We start from the raw sequence: 18933 nt of genomic DNA on the forward strand, positions 1-18933 counted from the left end.
ATGGTGGCGGTCTCAAACGCCCAAACCAGATGCCGCATCCGCCAATATCTCGCGGAACCGCGTGCTGGAGGCCGGAACAAGCGCCAGAATGTGCTCCTGCCGCAAGTCGGGGTTCCGGCGGCGCGCCTCGTTCACCCACCACTGCGCTCTTTCGCTATTGCCGTTCAGCCAGTTGCTCATCGCAGCGAAAAAGGCCATTCCGGCATGGGACCAGGGTGTGCGGGCGGCTATTTCTGCCCATTTCGTCGCCTTTTCCAGATCGCCCTGTGCGATATACACCCACATCTTGTTGCCCGTCATGCCGGGCCGGAACGGGTCAATCGGGCTCAGGTCAATTGCCCGGTTGGCGTTTTCCATCGCGGTGTCGAAATCACCGGTGAACACACTCGCCCAACTGGCCCCGTAATGCCCCCACGTGTAGTTCGGGCACGAGGCGATGGATTGCGAGAACCACTGTTTGCTGCCCTCGGGGTCGTGGTCCAGCCAGTGGCAGCGCCCCATCATGAAATTGGCAAACGGGTCGCGGGGCTGCAGCGACAGGCTGGTTTCCACGAAGCGCCGGGCGCGTTCCGCCTCGGATATCGTATCCGGCGAATAGCGCATGAACGCGTTCTGGAAGTGAACAAAGGCCATTCCCGCGCTGGCGCGCGCCAGTTGAGGGTCCAACTCCAGCGCGCGGCTTAACATCGTTTTGGCCATCTCATTGCCGCTGCGGCTGAACTGGCTCATGTAGCGAAACCCCAGATGCATGGCAGACCAGGCATCCAGATTTTCCGCCTCGGTCTGCGTCAGGGTCGCGGCCTCGTGCTGCGGGATCTCCAACTCGGCCACCATGATGACATTGGCGGCGATTTCCGCGCGCAGGGCGTGAATATCGTCGATATCGGCGCTTTTGCGCAGGGCCCAGATGACCTCGGAACTGCGGGTGTCGGACAGTTCGGTGTCGATGGTGATCCGGTTGCCGGTCAGATCAATGACGCCCGTCAGGCAATAGCGCGCGTTCAGGATTTGATTGACCTGCGCCAGATCGACCTGCTTGCCGCGAAACTTAAAGGCGGAGCCGTGGGACACCACCTTGATCCATCGCAGGCTCGCCAGCGTCATGATCAACTCGCGCGGGATCGCCTCTTCTATGGCCTCGAACCTGTCCTGATCGCCGTTTCGTTGGAAGGGCAGGACGGCGATCGAGGGCGGCGCACGATTGCTGGACATTGGTGGCTGGTCTAGGGCCGTCGGTGCCGCAGGTGCTGCGCGCAGGGTGACGTCGCCAGCGAACCGGAACCCGTGGCCGCGCACGGTACGCACCAGACCTGCGTCCTGACCGGCATCCGCCAGAACCCGTCGCAGGTCACGAATGCGGCTGGAAATCGCATCATCCGAGACGATGCGCCCTTTCCAGACTTTCTCGACAATCTCATCCCGGCTGATTACGCGATGGGCGTTTTCCACCAAAAGGGACAGAAGATCAAAGACCTGCGGCTGCAGGTGAACCGGCTGCCCGGCGCACCACAACTCCCGGCGTGCATCGTCCAGCAGAAAAGGTTCGAACGCATATTTCACAACGACCGTTCGCTTCTTGAAATCCGTCGTTCAAGCATACCGGGATTGAAAAACCCTGCAATATCCCGGTTTTCTCCCCTCTGTCTCCCAGCAGCGCAGCTGAAATCGACCTAGGGCTGACGGATCGACACATTTCAATGGAGATAGATTATGTCAGATTCTGTTACGACCCCGGTCCTGCCGCTGGCCACTGAGGGTTACTTTTTGACCGATGGCGGAATTGAAACCACGCTGATCTTTCACGACGGCATTGACCTGCCGCTGTTTGCGTCCTTCGTCTTGCTGGAAACCGAGGACGGACGGCGGGCGCTGACCGAGTATTTCGAGCGCCACATCGCCGTCGCCCGTGCGCACCAGCTTGGGTTCATTCTGGAAAGCCCGACATGGCGTTCCAGCCGCGACTGGGCGCGAAAGCTGGGCTACAGCGACGCCGATCTGGACAAGATCAACGCCGAGGCGATCTATCTGATGCGCACGCTGCGCAACCGCCACGAAGACACCGTCTCGCCGCTGGTCATCAGTGGATGCGTCGGACCCCGGGGCGACGGGTATGTGCCGGGCGAGCTGATGAGCGCAACCCAGGCGCAGACCTATCACGCGCCCCAGATCGCGGTCATGGCCAAGGCCGGGGCGGATATGGTCACGGCGATCACGATGAACAACACGCCCGAGGCCACCGGAATTGCGCTGGCCGCCAAGGCGCAAGGCGTGCCCGTGGTCATCGCCTTTACCGTCGAAACGGATGGCAAGCTGGCCACCGGTCAAACGCTGGCCGATGCCATTCGCGAGGTCGACGCGGCCACCGGCGGCTATCCGATCTATTTCATGGTCAACTGCGCGCACCCCGACCACTTTGCGCATGTGCTGCAGGATGGCAGCGACTGGATTGGACGTATCGGCGGGGTTCGGGCAAATGCCTCGCGCATGTCTCATGCCGAGTTGGATGGAAGCGAGGTGCTGGACGACGGCAACCCGACCGAACTGGGCGAGGATTATCGCAAGCTGATGGGCCTTCTTCCCAACCTGCGGGTTATGGGCGGGTGCTGCGGCACCGATCATCGCCATGTAGATGCCATGGGGCGGGCGTGTACGCACGCACATCCTGTTGCCGCGCAATAGTCGCCTCGAATTCCAGGTCGATCCGGGCCCACGCCCGGATCGCATTGCTTCAAGACGAATCCTATAAAGTGGACTTTGTTATTCGCGCCATGCCCCGACCCTTGAATGGTCGGGTGGCTGATTCAGTCAGCCACGGCCGCCCGCGACGCCCCAACTACACAAGTCATGCCATTTGACGTGGATTTGCCGGGTGTTTTGGCGGGAACAGTAAAATAGGCCTTTACATAGAGGCATGGTAGCGCTAACAGTGCCTCATTAGCGGTCTGGAGTGTGAAACCGTATGCCTGCCTTGACTTTGCCCGGTACGCAAAAGCGGGAGTGGTGTGATCAAACACCCGACCGGATGAATACCCCCCAATTGCCATCTGAGGAGACATGCCGCCAGTTCGCGGCTGGAGATTTGGCGACATGGGGCTGAGGGGGGCTTCGACATTAATCCATTAGTATGGACACGGTATCGACCGAATGCCATGCTGGCCGCACGTCAAGAAAAGGTACCCTCATAAAAAGGGGCCGATAAACAAAATACGCATTTAGGGAGGAAACAAGAATGCGCAATCTAATCAAGACGAAATCGCTGATTGTGGCAGGGCTTCTGTGCACGACAAGCATGGCGCAAGCCGAAGAGGTCGAGGTTCTGCACTGGTGGACCTCGGGCGGTGAAGCGGCGGCGCTGAACGTTTTGAAGGATGACCTGTCCGGTCAGGGTATCGGCTGGACCGACATGCCCGTCGCGGGCGGTGGCGGCGAACAGGCGATGACCGTGCTGCGTGCACGTGTCACTGCCGGGAACGCGCCGACGGCTGTTCAGGCGCTGGGTTTCGACATTCTGGACTGGGCAGATCAGGGCGCATTGGCTGACCTGAACGAGGTTGCGGCCAAAGAAGGCTGGGATGATGTTGTTCCGGATGCGCTGAAAGCCTTTGCCAAGAGCGATGGCAAGTGGGTTGCGGCACCGGTGAATGTGCATTCGACCAACTGGGTCTGGGCCAACAAGGCCGTTCTGGATGCAAATGGTATCGCGCAGCCGACCAACTGGGACGAATTCGTCGCAGCGGTCGAGGCGCTGAAGGCGGCTGGTATCACCCCGATCGCGCATGGCGGTCAGGCGTGGCAGGACGCGACGATTTTCGACGCGGTTGCGATGTCAACGCTGGGGCCGGACGGCTACAAGGCGGCGTTCATCGATCTGGACGAAGGAGCCCTTGGCGGTGACGCGATGAAAGAAGCCTTCGACCGCATGGCCTTCATCCGCGACAACGTCGATGAGAACTTCTCGGGCCGTGACTGGAACCTTGCAACCGCGATGGTGATCAATGGCGAGGCCGGTTTCCAGATGATGGGCGACTGGGCCAAAGGTGAATTCCTGGGTGCTGGTAAAGTGCCCGGCGAGGACTTCCTTTGCTTCCGCTTCCCCGGCACGCAGGATCAGGTCACATTTAACGCTGACCAGTTCATGATGTTCGATCAGGGCGGTTCGGTTTCGGCTGAACAGGCCGCACTGGCCAGCGCGATCCTGTCGCCGACATTCCAGATTGCGTTCAACAAGGTGAAGGGCTCGGTCCCGGCACGTACCGATGTTGATGGCAGCGATCTGGACGCATGTGGTCAGCAGGGCATGAAGGATCTGGCTGCAGCCGCCTCCTCGGGCAACCTGTTCGGCTCAATGGCGCATGGCCACGCGGCCCCGGCCTCGGTGAAGAACGCGGTCTATGACGTTGTTACGGCTCACTTTAACGGTGAGTATGACAGCGAAACCGCTGTGACCGAACTGGTGGACGCCGTTTCGATCGCCAAGTGATCCTGATGTGATCCTATCGACAGGGTGGCTGCTTGGCCGCCCTGTCTCACAGGGGCAGGATAAGCCCCGAAAACAACAACTCTGGAACGAGGAGGGCGCGCCATGGCTGTTTCAGCCGACGCGGATTTCAAGACACGCCTTCAGAACTGGATTCCCAAACTGGTCCTGTCACCGTCGCTTGCGATGATGCTGGTCTTTGTCTACGGCTTCATTCTGTTTTCGGTCTACCTGTCCTTTACCGACAGCCGGATTCTGCCCTCATTTGGCTGGGTCGGCTGGGAAAACTACGATAAGCTTTGGCGGCTAAGTCACTGGGAAACATCGCTGATCAATATGGGCATCTTCGCGGGGCTCTATATCGTGATCTGTACCGGTATTGGTTTGGGTCTGGCGATATTCCTCGATCAGAAAATCCGCGGCGAGGGGCTGCTGCGCCCGATTTACCTCTATCCCATGGCGCTGAGCTTCATCGTGACCGGCACCGCGTGGAAGTGGTTTCTGGACCCCGGCATCGGTCTTGAGAACGTGATGCACACATGGGGCTGGACCAGTTTCGAATTCGACTGGATCAAGAACCGCGACTACGCGATCTATACTGTGGTTATGGCAGCCGTCTGGCAGACCAGCGGGTTTGTCATGGCGATGTTTCTGGCCGGATTACGCGGGATCGACAACGAAATCCTGCGCGCGGCGCAGATGGATGGGGCGTCAAACTGGAACCTTTATCGGCGGATCATCATCCCTCAGCTTCGGCCAGCGTTTCTGTCGGCCTTCGTCATTCTCAGCCACCTTGCGATCAAGACGTTTGACCTGGTGATCGCCCTGACCGGAGGGGGGCCGGGCCGGGCAACCGAATTGCCTGCGACCTTTATGTACTCCTACACGTTCACGCGAAACCAGATGGGGATCGGTGCGGCCTCGGCCACGATTATGCTGATGACCATCGCGGCGATCATGATCCCGTATCTGTATGCGGAACTGCGGGAGAAACGCTGATGTCACAAGCCTCGCAAGATACCGCAATCCGCACCGGGCGCGTCACGCGTACGCTGATCTATCTGGTGCTGCTGCTGTTTGCTTTGTTCTACCTGCTGCCGCTTTACGTGATGCTGGTGAACTCGGTGAAACCACTGGAGGAAATCACCGGCGGCGGCATGATGAACCTGCCGCAGGTCTTCACGCTTGAGCCATGGTTCAAGGCATGGAACTCGGCCCAGATCGGTGTCGATCCGACCGGGTTGAAACCTTACTTCTGGAACTCGATCAAGATGGTGGTTCCGGCGGTGATCGTGTCGACCATTTTGGGCGCGCTGAACGGCTATGTGCTGACCAAGTGGCGCTTCAAGTACGACACCATCCTGTTCGGTCTGATGCTGTTTGCCTGCTTCATTCCGTTCCAGATCGTGCTGATCCCAATGGCGCGGATGCTGGGCATTATCGGTCTGGCCGGTTCGACCTGGGGGCTGGCGCTGGTGCATGTGGTCTATGGGGTTGGTTTCACCACGCTGTACTTCCGCAACTACTACGCCGTGTTCCCGACCGAGCTGATCCGGGCCGCCCAAATCGACGGGGCGGGGTTCTTCCAGATTTTCTGGCGTATTCTGCTGCCCAGTTCCGGGCCGATCGCGGTGGTGTCGATCATCTGGCAGTTCACCAACATCTGGAACGACTTCCTGTTCGGGGCCTCGTTCGCCGATGCCAATAGCCAGCCGATGACGGTGGCGCTGAACAATCTGGTGCAGTCGTCAACCGGTGTTAAGGAATACAACGTTCATTTCGCAGGCGCCATACTGGCGGCCATGCCAACTCTGCTCGTCTACATCGTGGCCGGTCGATACTTCGTCCGTGGCCTGATGGCGGGCTCGGTGAAAGGATAAGACCTGATGGGTTTTCTGGACATAGACAACGCGACCAAATCCTATGGGGCGGTCGAGGTTCTGCACAAGGTCGATATCTCGGTGCAGGAGGGCGAGTTTCTGGTACTGGTCGGCCCCTCGGGCTGTGGCAAATCCACCTTGCTGAACATGATCGCCGGGCTGGAGGAAATCACCAGCGGCGAAATCCGCATCAAGGATCAGGTGATGAACGGGGTCCACCCGTCGAACCGGAACATTGCGATGGTGTTTCAGAGCTACGCTCTGTACCCCAACATGACCGTTGGGCAGAACATCACCTTCGGGCTTGAGATGCACGGTGTACCCAAGGCGGACCGCGACAAGGCGATGGCCGAAGTAGCCAAGCTGCTGCAGATCGAACAGCTCCTGGACCGCAAACCGGGGCAGCTTTCAGGCGGTCAGCGTCAGCGAGTGGCGATGGGCCGGGCGCTGGTGCGCAATCCGGATGTGTTCCTGTTCGACGAACCTCTGTCCAACCTCGACGCCAAGCTGCGCGTCGATATGCGGACTGAGATCAAGAAACTGCACCAGAACCTCGGGACCACCATCGTCTACGTGACCCACGACCAGATCGAGGCGATGACCCTGTCCAGCCGTATCGCGGTGATGAACGGTGGCTATGTGCAGCAGCTTGGTACGCCGCAGGAAATCTATGACACGCCCGCCAATATCTTCGTCGCGACCTTCATGGGCTCGCCCGCGATGAATGTCGTGTCCGCCCGCGTGGCGGTTCTGAATGGCCGACCCCATGCCGAGGTCGCGCTGCACGACGGGTCGATGGCGCAACTGCCGTTCAGTCAGGACAACCTGACCGCTTGGGACGGGCGCGAGATTTTGCTGGGTATCCGCCCCGAAACCATCACGGATATGGACGGAGCGGATCGGAAATCGTCGAACATCGCCTCAATGACCAACCGCATCGTGGTTACTGAACCCGCAGGCTCGGATACGTTTGTGTCCATGATGCTGGGGGGGCAGGACGTGATCGCCCGCATGCGCTCGGATGCCGAGGTCGCGCCGGGGCAGGATTTCCCCTTTGCGGTGAACATGGAAAAGGCGGTGGCCTTCGACCCCGAGACCGAGATGCGGATCATCCGGTGACACGGGCCGCGTGCCGCTAGGATACTCTGAGGGCAAGCGGGATGCCTGAGGGATACGATTTCATCGTGATCGGCGGCGGCTCGGCAGGCTCGGTCATTGCCGCGCGACTGTCCGAAGAACCTTCGGCCTCGGTACTGCTGCTCGAGGCCGGTTCGACCGACCGCCATCCGTTTTTCCACCTGCCTGCCGGGTTTGCCAAGATGACCAAGGGCATTGGCAGCTGGGGCTGGTCAACGGTTCCGCAGAAGCACATGCAGAACAAGGTTTTCAACTACACGCAAGCTAAGGTGATCGGCGGCGGGTCCGCCATCAACGCGCAGATATACACCCGTGGCGCTGCGCAGGATTACGACGAATGGCGACAGATGGGGTGTGAGGGTTGGAGCTATGCCGATGTCCTTCCCTATTTCAAGAAGTCCGAAGACAACGACACCTATGACGACACGTTCCACGGCAAAGGCGGGCCATTGGGCGTTTCGATGCCCGCCGCGCCCTTACCGATTTGCGACGCCTACATCAAAGCCGCCGGGCAGGTCGGCATCCCCGAAACACGCGATGCGAATGGCGCGAAGCAGGACGGTGCGGGCTACTACCAACTGACCCAGCGCAATGCGCGGCGGTCTTCTGCTGCGATGGCGTTCCTCGCGCCCAACCGCAGCCGTCCGAACCTGACGGTGCGAACGGGCGCTCAGGTCCGCCGCATCGTTGTGGACAAGGGCAGGGCGCGCGGGGTCGAGATGCTGAGTGGTGAGAGGATCAGCGCATCGAAAGAGGTTGTGCTTTCCTCCGGGGCCATCGGCTCTCCGCGCCTGTTGCAACTGTCCGGGATCGGCCCGGCGGAGCATCTGGAAAGCCTTGGGATCAAGACTGTCTACGATCAGCCGCAGGTCGGCGAAAACCTGCAAGACCATCTGGACCTCTATGCGATTTGCGAGGTGACCGGTCCGCACACCTATGACCGCTTTGCCAAGCTGCCATTCTCGGCCCTTGCCGGATTGCAGTACCTATTCACCCGCAAGGGTCCCGTGGCCTCCAGCCTATTTGAAACGGGCGGGTTCTGGTACGCGGACCCCGAGGCGCGCTCGCCGGACATTCAGATGCACTTGGGACTGGGCACCGGCATCGAGGCGGGGGTTCAGGCGATGCCGAATGGCGGCGTCACGCTGAACGCGTGCTTTCTGCGGCCCCGGTCGCGGGGCACCGTGCGGTTGCAAAGCGCCGATCCTGCGGCGATGCCGTTGATCGACCCTAACTATCTGGCCGACCCTTACGATCGCGAGATGTCCATTCGGGGTCTGAAATTGGTGCAGACCATTCTGGCGCAGGACGCCCTGAAGCCTTTTATCCTTGCCGAACGCCTGCCGGGCCGCGATGTGCGCACCGATCAGGAGTATTTTGATTTCATCTGCACCCACTCCAAGACCTCGCATCATTGCGCTGGCACCTGCCGGATGGGCGGTGATGCGCAGGCGGTGCTGGACCCCCGGTTGCGGTTCAACGGGATCGAGGGGCTGCGGGTTGCCGACGCGTCCGTCATGCCGAGGGTCAATTCCTCGAACACCAACGCGCCGTCGATAATGATCGGAGAGAAGGCCGCCGATATGATCAAGCAGGATCACGGGTTTACCTCGTAACCCGCCCTGTCACACCGCCGTCAATTTCTGCTCAACCATGGGTGGAATTATGCCGATTGCGCGGGTTTGGGGCAGTGACCGGCCCGGAAACCGTCGAAATGTGCTATGTAGGAGGCACTATTTTCCCATTTTTCAGCAGCGGGGGGCTCCACGTTGCAAGATCATTTTAAACATACCGCCCAACAAAAACCTGCAAAACGGACGTTCTGCAAACGCCGGAACCTGAACACGCCGAGGGACATTCTGTCGGCTGCCGGAGGCCTTGCTGCTTTGTCAGACGACGCAAAAACGCTGGTGGTGCCGACCCGGACGGGTATAGCCATACTGGACTTGAGCGCCGAGGCATCGGAATGCGACCCGGTTTGCATTGACCTACCATCGCGGGCGCGCGCTTTGTCCATCGCGCCGGATGGGGCGATCTTTGCCCTGTGTAAAACCCCGTGCGGGGATTGGTCCATTCACCGGGCGCGCGGGGACAAGGCGCAGTGCGTTCTCGAAATTTCCCTGCCGGTCCGCGATTTCGTGGCCACCCGGCACAGGCTGGTCCTTGCGACCGCCGCCTCGGGGCTGGAGCCGCCGGGACTTGCCGTATTTGGCCGTGACAGTGGGCGGATTGTCTCTCGCGAGGCTGTCCGGCGTCCGCCCCGCCTTTTGCGCGGGAAACGGGATGAGGTTCTGGTGATGGAGCCCGGTTCCGGTGCCCTGCGCCGGGTCGATGTGAACCGCAGGGAGTCCGCCTGCGACCCTTCCGATGATCCTACGCGGCATGACCGTGATCCGACCCCGGACCCAGATCACCGTCCGCCAAAAAAGCCCTGCGGCTGCACGCCCGATGACCGGGAGCCGCCGAAAGACGACGGCGGGGGCCGCGTGCCGCCGCGACGTCCCGATGAACCGCCTGAGACATGTATACCGGGCGATGATGGTGACTCGGACGGGTGCTTTGTCTATGTGCAGGCCGGGTCGTCGATCATCGTGCAGAATATCTGCGATCCGGGGCAGGGGCCGTGCGCTCAGGATCTGGGCTTTGGCATTGCCGCCGTGCGCAAGGCGGGGCGGTCCGTGGCCGCGCTGTCGGATGATGGCCGCCAGCTGACCCTGCTTGCGGCGGAAACCCTGAAGCCGCTGTCCACGCTCAACCTGTCACGCGGCACGACGCCGCTTTTTGCACGCGAAAGCGACACCATTCTGCTGCTGGCCCCCGATGGCGGGCTAGAGGAGGTGGACCCGACGCCCGTGCTACCCAGCCTTGACCTCGAACTGCAAAGCAATTCGGGCGGGCGTGTCTATATGGGGCAGGAATCGCCGGTGATCTGGTCGCGCGGCGGCGTTCAGACCGGGCCTGTTCGCGTGCTGATCATCCCGGTTCTGGAGCCCGGTCAGGGCGATTTCCGGGGCACGATCACCGAGTATTTCGATCATCCCGATTTCGACGAGGCGTTGGAGCTTGTCCGCTCATATTACGCCGAAGTGTCCTATTCCGACGACCGAGAGGCGAATGACGTCGATGTCAGTTTCCGGGTCTTTGGCCGGGACACGCCGACGGCCTATTCCGGCCCACCGGTTGTGCTGGACCGCCCGTTCAGGGACTTCTGGAACACAGGCTACATTCCGGGCGGGATCATCGCCGAAGCGACTTTGCCCGCGAACAGAATGTTGCGCTTTGACGGCGATGAACGCCTGACACTGGAAACCTTCACGGCAATCCCGACCGTGAACACGCAGTTCGATATCGAATTCCCGGCGGCCTGCATCAAGGTCCAGATACCCGAAAGCACCACCGGCTATTCCCTTGAATTCAGCGGTGGAAGCGCTCCAGGTCGAAGCTTTTCGCTATCCGGTACCGACCGGACGGGAAGCGCGTTCAATACCAACGCAAACAACTCGGCACTCAGCGGATCGCAAACCGTCGTGATCCCCAATGTCGAGGCGATCCCCGGCGTGCTCGACCAGATTGCCGATATTCTGGAAGAGATGCTGAGCGCTGCCACAAACCAGCCTTTTGAGCGGCCAGAGGTGGTCTGGCACGATGACGGCGAAGGCTGGGGTAGCCTTAGTGTGACGTTCTTTTTTGCCGGCAGCGGCGGGTCGCCTCAGGTCGATCTGGTGGATTTTGCGAACCTGTTCGTCATGGGCGAATTGGGCACCCTCGTCGCGCTTGACGGGGAATTCGATATGTCCGTCACGGGCGATGTCACGGATTTTGCCAGCTATATCTCCATCGCGCTGGCCCATTCGATGGCGTCGCAAGGGGGCATCTACAACTCATCGACCGGTCAGTTCGACCTTGGCCGCTTTCAAGCCCCGCAAGTCAGTGTTGCGGGAAGCCAGTTGACCGTCGATATCCGCCTGTCGCAGGACTATGCCTATTCTCGGAACAAGGAAAGCAACAACGATACCGACCAGTCGCGGATCGAGGTCGCTTCGCAACAGGGCCTGTCGAAGATCGGAATGGACAGCGCCACGCCTTTCATCGGCGAGGAAACCAAGCGAAGCAGTTCGGGCGGGCCGACACTGGATAAGGCCCATATTCTGTTTGATCTGACCTACACGCGGATGATTGACGCCATCATCCGCGATGGTGGCGGCAACCTGCAAACCCGGATCGACAGGGCCAACACGCTGTTCAACTGTGACGGGCTCAGCGCCATCGAATGCAACCTGTTCGAGTTGATAAATGTGTATATGATCATGCCGGTCTACAGGCGCTATGGCGGTCTTGTCGGCCCGGCATTTGATCCCGACATTGACGACGACGGTGCTGATAAACGCCGTTTGCGGGCCTCGGCCCCGATTCTTGCCATGGATGACATGCCCGCAGAATACAGCGATAAGGACCCGACCCGTACGCTGAAGGCGATGCAGATCCCGAACTCGCGCGGGATGATGGTGACGCGATTGAGGTTCAGCGATCTGTCGAACCCCGACCGGCACCTGTCGGACGCGGCGACGCTGGCGCATGAAATCGGGCATTCGCTTCTGGCCTTTTCCGATCAGTATCAACAAAGCCAGGACCGCGATGATCTGGACTATGCAGGGGCCTATGACCCAATGGCGTCGTCCAGCCTCGCGCTGCCGCATTTCTCAAGCTATCACAAGCTGATCGCGGGGTGGCTGGGCGTTGGCTCGATCATAGATTTCACCCGACCCCGCGATGGCGACGAGATCGACGAAGACATCGTGCTGGTCAATATCGAAGGCTGGGACCCGCTGGAAAGGGACAATCTGGCACAGATGGCGCGGGATTTTCTGGACGTCCCGGACGAGTTCCGCATGGGACCCGCAGCGCTGTTACGGCTGGGTGAGGACAGCACGCAATTCAACCTGCTTGAACTGCGCGGACCGGGTGATCAGTTCTCGCAAGAGCTTTCGCCGCCAAGGGTGGTCATGCTCAACGCCATCGACCCGCGCGACAGCACCCGTTACGGGGTTGGCGTGGACGACCCGGACACGCCGGAGGATGAGGGCGAGACCGGCCACAGCGTGCTGACCCGCTATCGCCGTCAGTTGCACCTGATCGACGACAGCGTGCGAAATCCACAGATCACTGGCGGGTCCGGGCCGGGAACGACCTATGATGTGGGCACGCATGATGCGCTCGCCGAAGTGGGGCTGCAATACACGCTTGTCCACCTGGTTCAGGTGGGCCTCGCCGCCCGCACCATCTGGATGGCCAAGGTCCGGGTCGAGTGGGAGCGTGGGCCAGCGGTTGATGTGGGGTTCGACAGTCAGGTGCCCGAGTGGCAGAGTCCCGATATCGCGGTCCTGTTGCCGGGCGATTTCACCTCGGGCGAGATCGGCGATTTCCCCGATCAGCAGGACCCGCAGGGGATCGAGTATTTCCGTATTCCCGGCGCGGGAGATGACCCGCTGGAACATCAGGTTCTGGTCCGGGTACACAATTTCGGCGATGCCGAGGCCCGCAACGTCGAAGTTCATCTGCGCGCCCGCATCCCCTATGGCAATGGCGACTGGACCAGCGACCCGTTCGACAATGACATGCCCTTCGCTCCGCAGGTGATCGACAGCATCGGGCCGGACGTCGAGGTCGTGATCGCGTTTCCCATGTTCGTCGAAAATGTCGAGGACGCGCATATGTGCCTAAGGGCCGAGATTGCGGATCTCGATCCCGTATCGGGGGCCTCGAATGACGGAAACTCGGACAATGACTGGACGCAGCAGAACGTCTTTCGCGAAGAGGTCGTGCAAAACAGCCCGCTGCCGCCGCTGGATCGTCTGATCTCGGTCACCAATGACGGGCCTTATGCCGAAGATGTCTTCATCGCCCCCCGCAACATGGTACCCGGTGCGCGGCTGACGATCCGCCCGACCCAGATGCGCATCCCGGGCAAGTCGCGCGGGGTGTTCAGCGTGCGGGCAGAGCTTGACGATGCCATGCTGGATGCCAAATGCGGCGGCGATTTCCCGGTGATCATCGACGCGTGGATGCAACGGGACCACTATTGGGATCGCTGGGGGGCGACCAAGATCGTGTACCAGCCGAAACGGGGCACCAAGATCGACCTGTCCATCAACCTCGCCCCCGGTATGGGCATTCGGCTGTTCGGCGCGGTGACGCCCGACATAGGTGGTGAGGATCTGGACTTCCACGTTGTCCTGCCCGGCGCAGACCCGATCTGGATTCGCCGCTCTCTGGGGCCCGGATCGACGTTTGAGCACGTGATTGAAGGGGTGGTCGGTCCGAACGAGACCGCCTTTGCAACGGCCTATTTCGACGGCAATGATGAGTTCGCGTCGTCGGTGTCACAGACGGTGTCGGTCACGAATGTCATCGCGGGGTGATCCGTTTGTCAGGCCGGGGGACAGACGACCTCGATCAGCGAGGGGCCGTCGCTGGAAAGCCCGGCGGATAAGGCCTTGACGAAGCTGTCCATGTCTTCCGCCCGCGCCCCCGGAACGCCGTGGCCTTTGGCGAGGGCAACCCAGTCCAACACCGGATTCTCCACGTCGAACATCGCCTGCGCGTTGCGGCCATAGCTTTCGACCCCGACATTCGCAAGTTCGTCGCGCAGGATCTGATAACCCCGGTTCGCGAACACAATCACGGTGACATCAAGGTTTTCCCGCGCCATCGTCCACAAGGATTGCAGCGTGTACATCGCCGACCCGTCACCGGTCAGCGCAAACACCTTTCTGTCGGGGCAGGCGATCGCCGCTCCGGTCGCGCAGGGCAAGCATAACCCGATCGCGCCGCCGGTGCCGGAAAGCACTTCATGCGGGCGGGCCGTGGCGGTTGGCGGCATGACATGAAACCCCGACGTGACGGATTCATTGCAGATAACCGCGTTTTCGGGGATCAGAGCGGCCAGCGCCTGACCGACTTTTGCCAGCGTCAGGTCTCCGGTCGGAAGGTCGGGCAGGTTCAGCGCATAGGTTTCCGGCTGGGTTTTGTCCGACACGCCAACTGCATCCGCTAAGGCCTGTATCGTCCACTCGATGTCGTCCGTTGGGCTGCACAGGCTGGTTATCGAAGAACCGGCGGGCTCGGGCGTACTGGGCTTTTCTGGATAGGCAAAGAAGGCAACGGGCCTGTCGGTTCCCAGCAGGGTTATCGACTCGGTCTGCTCCAGTTGCGCGATCTTGGGCGTGATCGGATACACAAGCTGGTCCAGACGGGCCGTTCCTGCCCCCTTCGATATGCGCGGGATCAGCGTATCGGCCAGCAGGCGGCACCCGGTCGCGGCGGAAATTTGACCCGCCAGCGCGCGCAGAGGTCCAAACAGCGCGGGCCCACCGATCATCAACACAGCACCCGGTGTCGTTAGGCGCGCGGCGGTGGCCTCAACCTCTTCAATGGATGGGCAATGTAGCTGCGGCAGGGCACTGGCCGTCGCCGGGCCGGTGGCAGGGTCCCAGGCAGTGTCGGCGGGCAGGATCAGCGTGGCAATTTGCCCATTTCGAGACCGTGCTGCGCGGATTGCGGCGGCTCCGTCCTCAGCAACACTTGTGGCGTGATCCGACACGCGGGTCCAATGGCTGATTGACTGGCTGATACCAACGATATCGCCTTTCAAGGGGCTTTCGTGGCGCAAGTGACGCGTCGCGTGATCCCCCACCACATTCACAATGCCTGAACTCGCCTTGCGGGCATTGTGCAAGTTGGCAAAGGCATTGCCAAAGCCAGGCGCCAGATGCAGCAGCGTGCCTGCAACGTCGCGCTTCATGCGATAATACCCATCGGCGGCCCCGGTCGTGCCGCCTTCGAACAGGCACAGTACGCAGTTCATCTGGGGGTGATCGTCCAGCGCGGCGACAAAATGCATCTCGGACGTGCCGGGATTAGCGAAAACCGTATCCAAGCCGCTTTGCAGAAAAGTTTTGACCAGAGTTTCCGCGCCGTTCATGTGACCCCCGTTTGCTCAGCCATCCCAGGACATTAGGGGACGAACGATCCGGGTGTCACTTAAAACTTTGGAGGTATGACTAGTTCTGAACCATGCACCGCAGCGTATCCGCGCCCTGAGGGTTACCCGACTTGGACCAGATATCCGCGAACAGGGCCTGGACATCCTGAAGTGCTTTCTTGTCGACCAGCACGATAATCCGATCCGCCGGAACGCGCTGGGCCAGTGCCATGATTTCGAACTGAATGCCTGTGTTGGACTGCTCGAACCCGCGCATGTCGATCAGTACGCGCTGCGCGTGGCTCATCAGAGTCAGGACGGTAGGCCGCCAACTGTTGTCCCGGCAATAGAAATCCCGCATCGGAAACAACCCATCGCTGAGCCGGGCGTTGCCTTCGGCCTCGGCCTGTTTCAGGTCTTCGGGTGTCTCGATAAAGATGTCCCGCAGGCGACGCCGCAGAAACGCCGAAAGCTCGGGTGCGTCCAGCGTTTCAGTAGCGAGATCGGCGGACCCGACCAACAGTACCGGGCCCGTTCTACGCCAATCCAGAAGCAGCCCACGGGCGAGCGAGGTTTGCAGCCGCCGTTGTCCGAAAACACGGAGGAGCAAGTTTACATCTGTTGCACCGGAGGTTGGGCGTAGAAGGCGTAGCGTTACCCGGTAGGCCACGAAGGCGAGGAAATACAAAAGGACGATTGCGCCGCTTTCTCCCAAAGCCATGCCAATCAACCAGAGTACCTGAAACGACCAAAGTAGGTCGTGCTGCATGGTCAATTCGCTGGATCCATCCAGCGCCCAGGCAAAAATTCGCACGATGTTCAGCGCGAGTGCGATACCTATTGCGAGGGAAACAGCCAAACCGGTCAGAACATAGAAAGCCGAAACTAACGTTACTGGAAAGATCAACAACAGAAAATCGAAAACACCGGCGACCATGAGCAAGTACATAAAATCAAGCGAGAATATGAGCGGTACGACAAGCGAGACAGCGACAAGAAACAGCGGAATCGACGTAGTCCTAAGAGATGGATTGCCGACGAGCAGAGACAGGATAAGAGCAGGACCGACGAGCGTGCCAACGACCGCTGCGCTCAGTTCGTCGATAAGGCTGAGTAGAAACATCCAGAATACGGCGAACAGCAGAATCAAGTACCAGCGCAGACCGGCCACATAGAACGCCATGATCATCGCGGGCAGCGCGAAATATGCGACCATCAGGGCAAAGGCCAGTGGAGCGAATTCTGTTCCGTCGATGATTAGAATGTCCAAAGCTATCACGATGGCAAACACCACGCCGGACGCGAGATACCGGAACGCAAGCCCAAACCTCAATGGCAGGCGCTGCTCCGCAGGGGAGACGTCGAACTCAAGCGTCGATCTGTTCGGGCGTATCGCTTGTGGCACTTCAAACGCCGATTCCGGCGCGCCTGATCGGGCCATCATCTCTCGTTTAATCGCCTTTCTGTAACGCGCTTTGACAATCACCCCCAGAATTGCAGCCACCGGAACCGCAAGCAAAAACACGAAAGCCAGAAATCCGCTGAAGTTGTATGCGTTAACCATGTCAGCTCCGGTCACGTCCGTTGGCTGCGTCGCATGGGGACACGTGCTGCCCCCTCCCGCATAGAGACGTCGGGGCAGGCTCAAAGGCCGCGCGCCACCCAAATACGTGATGCAATTCTACGCCATATGACCAATCCGGCAAAGCGCCGCTTGGATTGGGCCCTCGGACCTAAAGCGCGCGCTGAAACCCAACCGTGGCCTCACCACGGGTTTCTGGCTGCACAGTGTCACAGGTGGCTTTTCCGCCGGGTGCGGGGACGCAGGAGATTTGGCGCTGGTGAATATAGCCGTCGTCCTGACACGGCAGATTTCCCGGCTCCAGCAGGTCAAGCCGACCCTCGGAAAACTGCGCCTGCACGGGCCCTTCGCAGGTGATCCCATCGTCGGACCGCATGATCTGCTTGCCGTTGCCTTCTGTATCGAAACACATTTGCCAGTCGCGATAGGTGCGGATGTCTCCGGTGTCGACATCGCGGGTGCGATAGGTCGTATCCAGAGCCCAGCAGCCGTAGAGCATCGTGAGATCAGCGTTGTCCCAGCCTTCGTCATTCAACGGCCCGGTCGCATCCGGCGGGGCCTTGACGCATTGCAGGGCGGCCAGTTCGCGTTCCAACTGAAATATCCGGCGGTGCAGTTCCTCGTTATACGCGCCCGAGGTGGCAAGGCGTTCGACCGTCGCCAATTCCTCGGGCTTGGGGCACTGGGACAGGTGCCGTAGCAGCGGAATGTCCAACGCGCAGGCCTGCAGGATAAGGGCCGTTCCCACACCGGCCAGCCCGATCAGACCGGCACTGGCCAGAGCGACGGAAATTACGGATTTAAAAGACATAAACGCTCACAATAACCGCCAGATACCTGCAATACATGCTGTCAGAGTTGCGGATTATCAGGCGCTGGTCAATCCGTTCGGGGTGATAGTTTTCGTCACTTTGCGGGGCCTTCAATTGCGCTATAGTGACCGGATATTGAGTGTGGAGTACGTTCGTGTCGCGGTTCAGCCATTCCTTCAGGTCCCTGTTTGCCGTCCTTCTGTTTTTTGCCTTGGGAGCGGCGGCCGTTGCCCAGCACCAGAGCCCGAACCAGACCACCCGTGTGCTGTGGTTCAGCGGAATGCCGGATATTGGCCGGGATTTCACCTCGCGGCACCGTCAGAAAATGGCTGATTATCTGGGGCAGTACGGGGACGGCAAGGTCTTCGCTGTCACCTATACAAGGAATCTTTCAGGGGGCGGTCTGGCAGCCGCCATGCGCGGCGGGCAGTATGATATTGTGATCCTCGACGTGGCGAACCGGCGCAAACGCATGAATTCGGCTGATCTGCAGGCCCTGCAACAATTCTATCAGGCCGGAAATCGCACCCTGATGCTGGACGGCTCATTCGCAATTCGCAGTTTCAGCCACAATCCCACGACCAATTTTCCGGGCCGCAATGGGTCGAGCGCGGCGATCCTTGTCAACCAATTAACGGCCATGGCGCAGCGGGGTGGAGGCATCCTGATCGGGACGGATCATGACATCTGGCAGGTTAACGCAAATGCCGCCCTCTCCGCGCTGCTGCCTGGTGCGCAGTTCCGTGGGACGACGAACCCCTCAACCGACGGCGATTTCATCGGGGTGACCCTGATCGGCGGTCGGGAATCCATTAAGGCGATTGATCTGCTGAGGCACTGGGAGTCGGTTCCAAATCAAGGCGAAGCGCCGGTCGGGACGTTTCAGGACTTCACTGGCCAGCAGGTGGTGCTGTATTCGCTGGTCGAAACTGCGGACAAACCGGGCGGCGGGCGCAAGCGGCCTTATATTTCGGCCAGCTATTTTCCGGGTGACAACCGCATTCCGATCGACAGCGAAGAAGAGATATTCGACAACCTTCCCACCCATAAAAGCGGGGGCTGAT

Annotated in this window: 12 protein-coding genes; 8 read left to right on the forward strand and 4 right to left on the reverse strand. The window is 60.3% G+C overall.

The genetic code is table 11. The annotated features are described in order from the left end of the window. Nucleotides 1-12 precede the first annotated feature (12 nt). Nucleotides 13-1560: a winged helix-turn-helix domain-containing tetratricopeptide repeat protein gene (locus tag ACR0JN_RS03130; protein ID WP_480884153.1), complete on the reverse strand. Its 1548-nt coding sequence runs from the start codon at nucleotides 1558-1560 to the stop codon at nucleotides 13-15. A gap of 150 nt (nucleotides 1561-1710) precedes the next feature. Here ACR0JN_RS03130 and ACR0JN_RS03135 point away from each other — a divergent pair, with 150 nt between their 5' ends. The 7 genes from ACR0JN_RS03135 to ACR0JN_RS03165 all read left to right on the forward strand — a co-directional run bounded on the left by ACR0JN_RS03135 (nucleotide 1711) and on the right by ACR0JN_RS03165 (nucleotide 13913). Next, nucleotides 1711-2679 carry a homocysteine S-methyltransferase family protein gene (locus ACR0JN_RS03135; RefSeq protein ID WP_480884154.1) on the forward strand — a complete coding sequence of 323 codons (969 nt, stop codon included), beginning with the start codon at nucleotides 1711-1713 and terminating at the stop codon, nucleotides 2677-2679. A 550-nt stretch (nucleotides 2680-3229) separates the two neighbouring features. Next, nucleotides 3230-4480: an ABC transporter substrate-binding protein gene (locus ACR0JN_RS03140; RefSeq protein ID WP_480817406.1), complete on the forward strand. Its 1251-nt coding sequence runs from the start codon at nucleotides 3230-3232 to the stop codon at nucleotides 4478-4480. Nucleotides 4481-4582: 102 nt separating this feature from the next. After that, complete coding sequence (locus ACR0JN_RS03145; RefSeq protein ID WP_480884155.1) at nucleotides 4583-5476, forward strand: carbohydrate ABC transporter permease; 894 nt, start codon at nucleotides 4583-4585, stop codon at nucleotides 5474-5476. Further along, nucleotides 5476-6357, forward strand: coding sequence for a carbohydrate ABC transporter permease (locus ACR0JN_RS03150; RefSeq protein ID WP_480817404.1), 882 nt, complete (start codon nucleotides 5476-5478; stop codon nucleotides 6355-6357). Before ACR0JN_RS03145 ends, ACR0JN_RS03150 begins: the two co-directional genes overlap by 1 nt. 6 nt (nucleotides 6358-6363) lie before the next feature. After that, nucleotides 6364-7476, forward strand: coding sequence for an ABC transporter ATP-binding protein (locus tag ACR0JN_RS03155; RefSeq protein WP_480884156.1), 1113 nt, complete (start codon nucleotides 6364-6366; stop codon nucleotides 7474-7476). 41 nt (nucleotides 7477-7517) lie between these two features. Beyond that, the gene (locus ACR0JN_RS03160; protein WP_480884158.1) at nucleotides 7518-9110 is read left to right on the forward strand and encodes a GMC family oxidoreductase; all 1593 of its coding nucleotides are present in this window, start codon (nucleotides 7518-7520) and stop codon (nucleotides 9108-9110) included. Between the two features lie 270 nt (nucleotides 9111-9380). Beyond that, nucleotides 9381-13913 carry a hypothetical protein gene (locus ACR0JN_RS03165; RefSeq protein WP_480884160.1) on the forward strand — a complete coding sequence of 1511 codons (4533 nt, stop codon included), beginning with the start codon at nucleotides 9381-9383 and terminating at the stop codon, nucleotides 13911-13913. An 8-nt stretch (nucleotides 13914-13921) separates the two neighbouring features. Here ACR0JN_RS03165 and ACR0JN_RS03170 read toward each other — a convergent pair whose 3' ends face one another. From ACR0JN_RS03170 to ACR0JN_RS03180, 3 genes are all read right to left on the reverse strand, one after another. After that, nucleotides 13922-15475 (reverse strand): acetolactate synthase large subunit, encoded by a 1554-nt coding sequence (locus tag ACR0JN_RS03170; RefSeq protein ID WP_480884162.1) that lies wholly within the window; start codon nucleotides 15473-15475, stop codon nucleotides 13922-13924. 79 nt (nucleotides 15476-15554) lie between these two features. Continuing rightward, nucleotides 15555-17123, reverse strand: coding sequence for a hypothetical protein (locus ACR0JN_RS03175; protein ID WP_480884164.1), 1569 nt, complete (start codon nucleotides 17121-17123; stop codon nucleotides 15555-15557). Between the two features lie 85 nt (nucleotides 17124-17208). After that, nucleotides 17209-17868 carry a hypothetical protein gene (locus ACR0JN_RS03180; protein ID WP_480884165.1) on the reverse strand — a complete coding sequence of 220 codons (660 nt, stop codon included), beginning with the start codon at nucleotides 17866-17868 and terminating at the stop codon, nucleotides 17209-17211. Nucleotides 17869-18023: 155 nt separating this feature from the next. Here ACR0JN_RS03180 and ACR0JN_RS03185 point away from each other — a divergent pair, with 155 nt between their 5' ends. Next, nucleotides 18024-18932 (forward strand): hypothetical protein, encoded by a 909-nt coding sequence (locus ACR0JN_RS03185; protein ID WP_480884167.1) that lies wholly within the window; start codon nucleotides 18024-18026, stop codon nucleotides 18930-18932. The last annotated feature ends 1 nt before the right edge of the window (nucleotide 18933 follow it).

This window comes from Ruegeria sp. G12 (assembly GCF_056533565.1).

Bases quoted from the DNA above. Each gene is read 5' to 3' on its own strand.
- ACR0JN_RS03135 (WP_480884154.1), top strand. From the start codon at position 1,711: ATGTCAGATTCTGTTACGACCCCGGTCCTGCCGCTGGCCACTGAGGGT.
- ACR0JN_RS03140 (WP_480817406.1), top strand. From the start codon at position 3,230: ATGCGCAATCTAATCAAGACGAAATCGCTGATTGTGGCAGGGCTTCTG.
- ACR0JN_RS03145 (WP_480884155.1), top strand. From the start codon at position 4,583: ATGGCTGTTTCAGCCGACGCGGATTTCAAGACACGCCTTCAGAACTGG.
- ACR0JN_RS03150 (WP_480817404.1), top strand. From the start codon at position 5,476: ATGTCACAAGCCTCGCAAGATACCGCAATCCGCACCGGGCGCGTCACG.
- ACR0JN_RS03155 (WP_480884156.1), top strand. From the start codon at position 6,364: ATGGGTTTTCTGGACATAGACAACGCGACCAAATCCTATGGGGCGGTC.
- ACR0JN_RS03160 (WP_480884158.1), top strand. From the start codon at position 7,518: ATGCCTGAGGGATACGATTTCATCGTGATCGGCGGCGGCTCGGCAGGC.
- ACR0JN_RS03170 (WP_480884162.1), bottom strand. From the start codon at position 15,475: ATGAACGGCGCGGAAACTCTGGTCAAAACTTTTCTGCAAAGCGGCTTG.
- ACR0JN_RS03180 (WP_480884165.1), bottom strand. From the start codon at position 17,868: ATGTCTTTTAAATCCGTAATTTCCGTCGCTCTGGCCAGTGCCGGTCTG.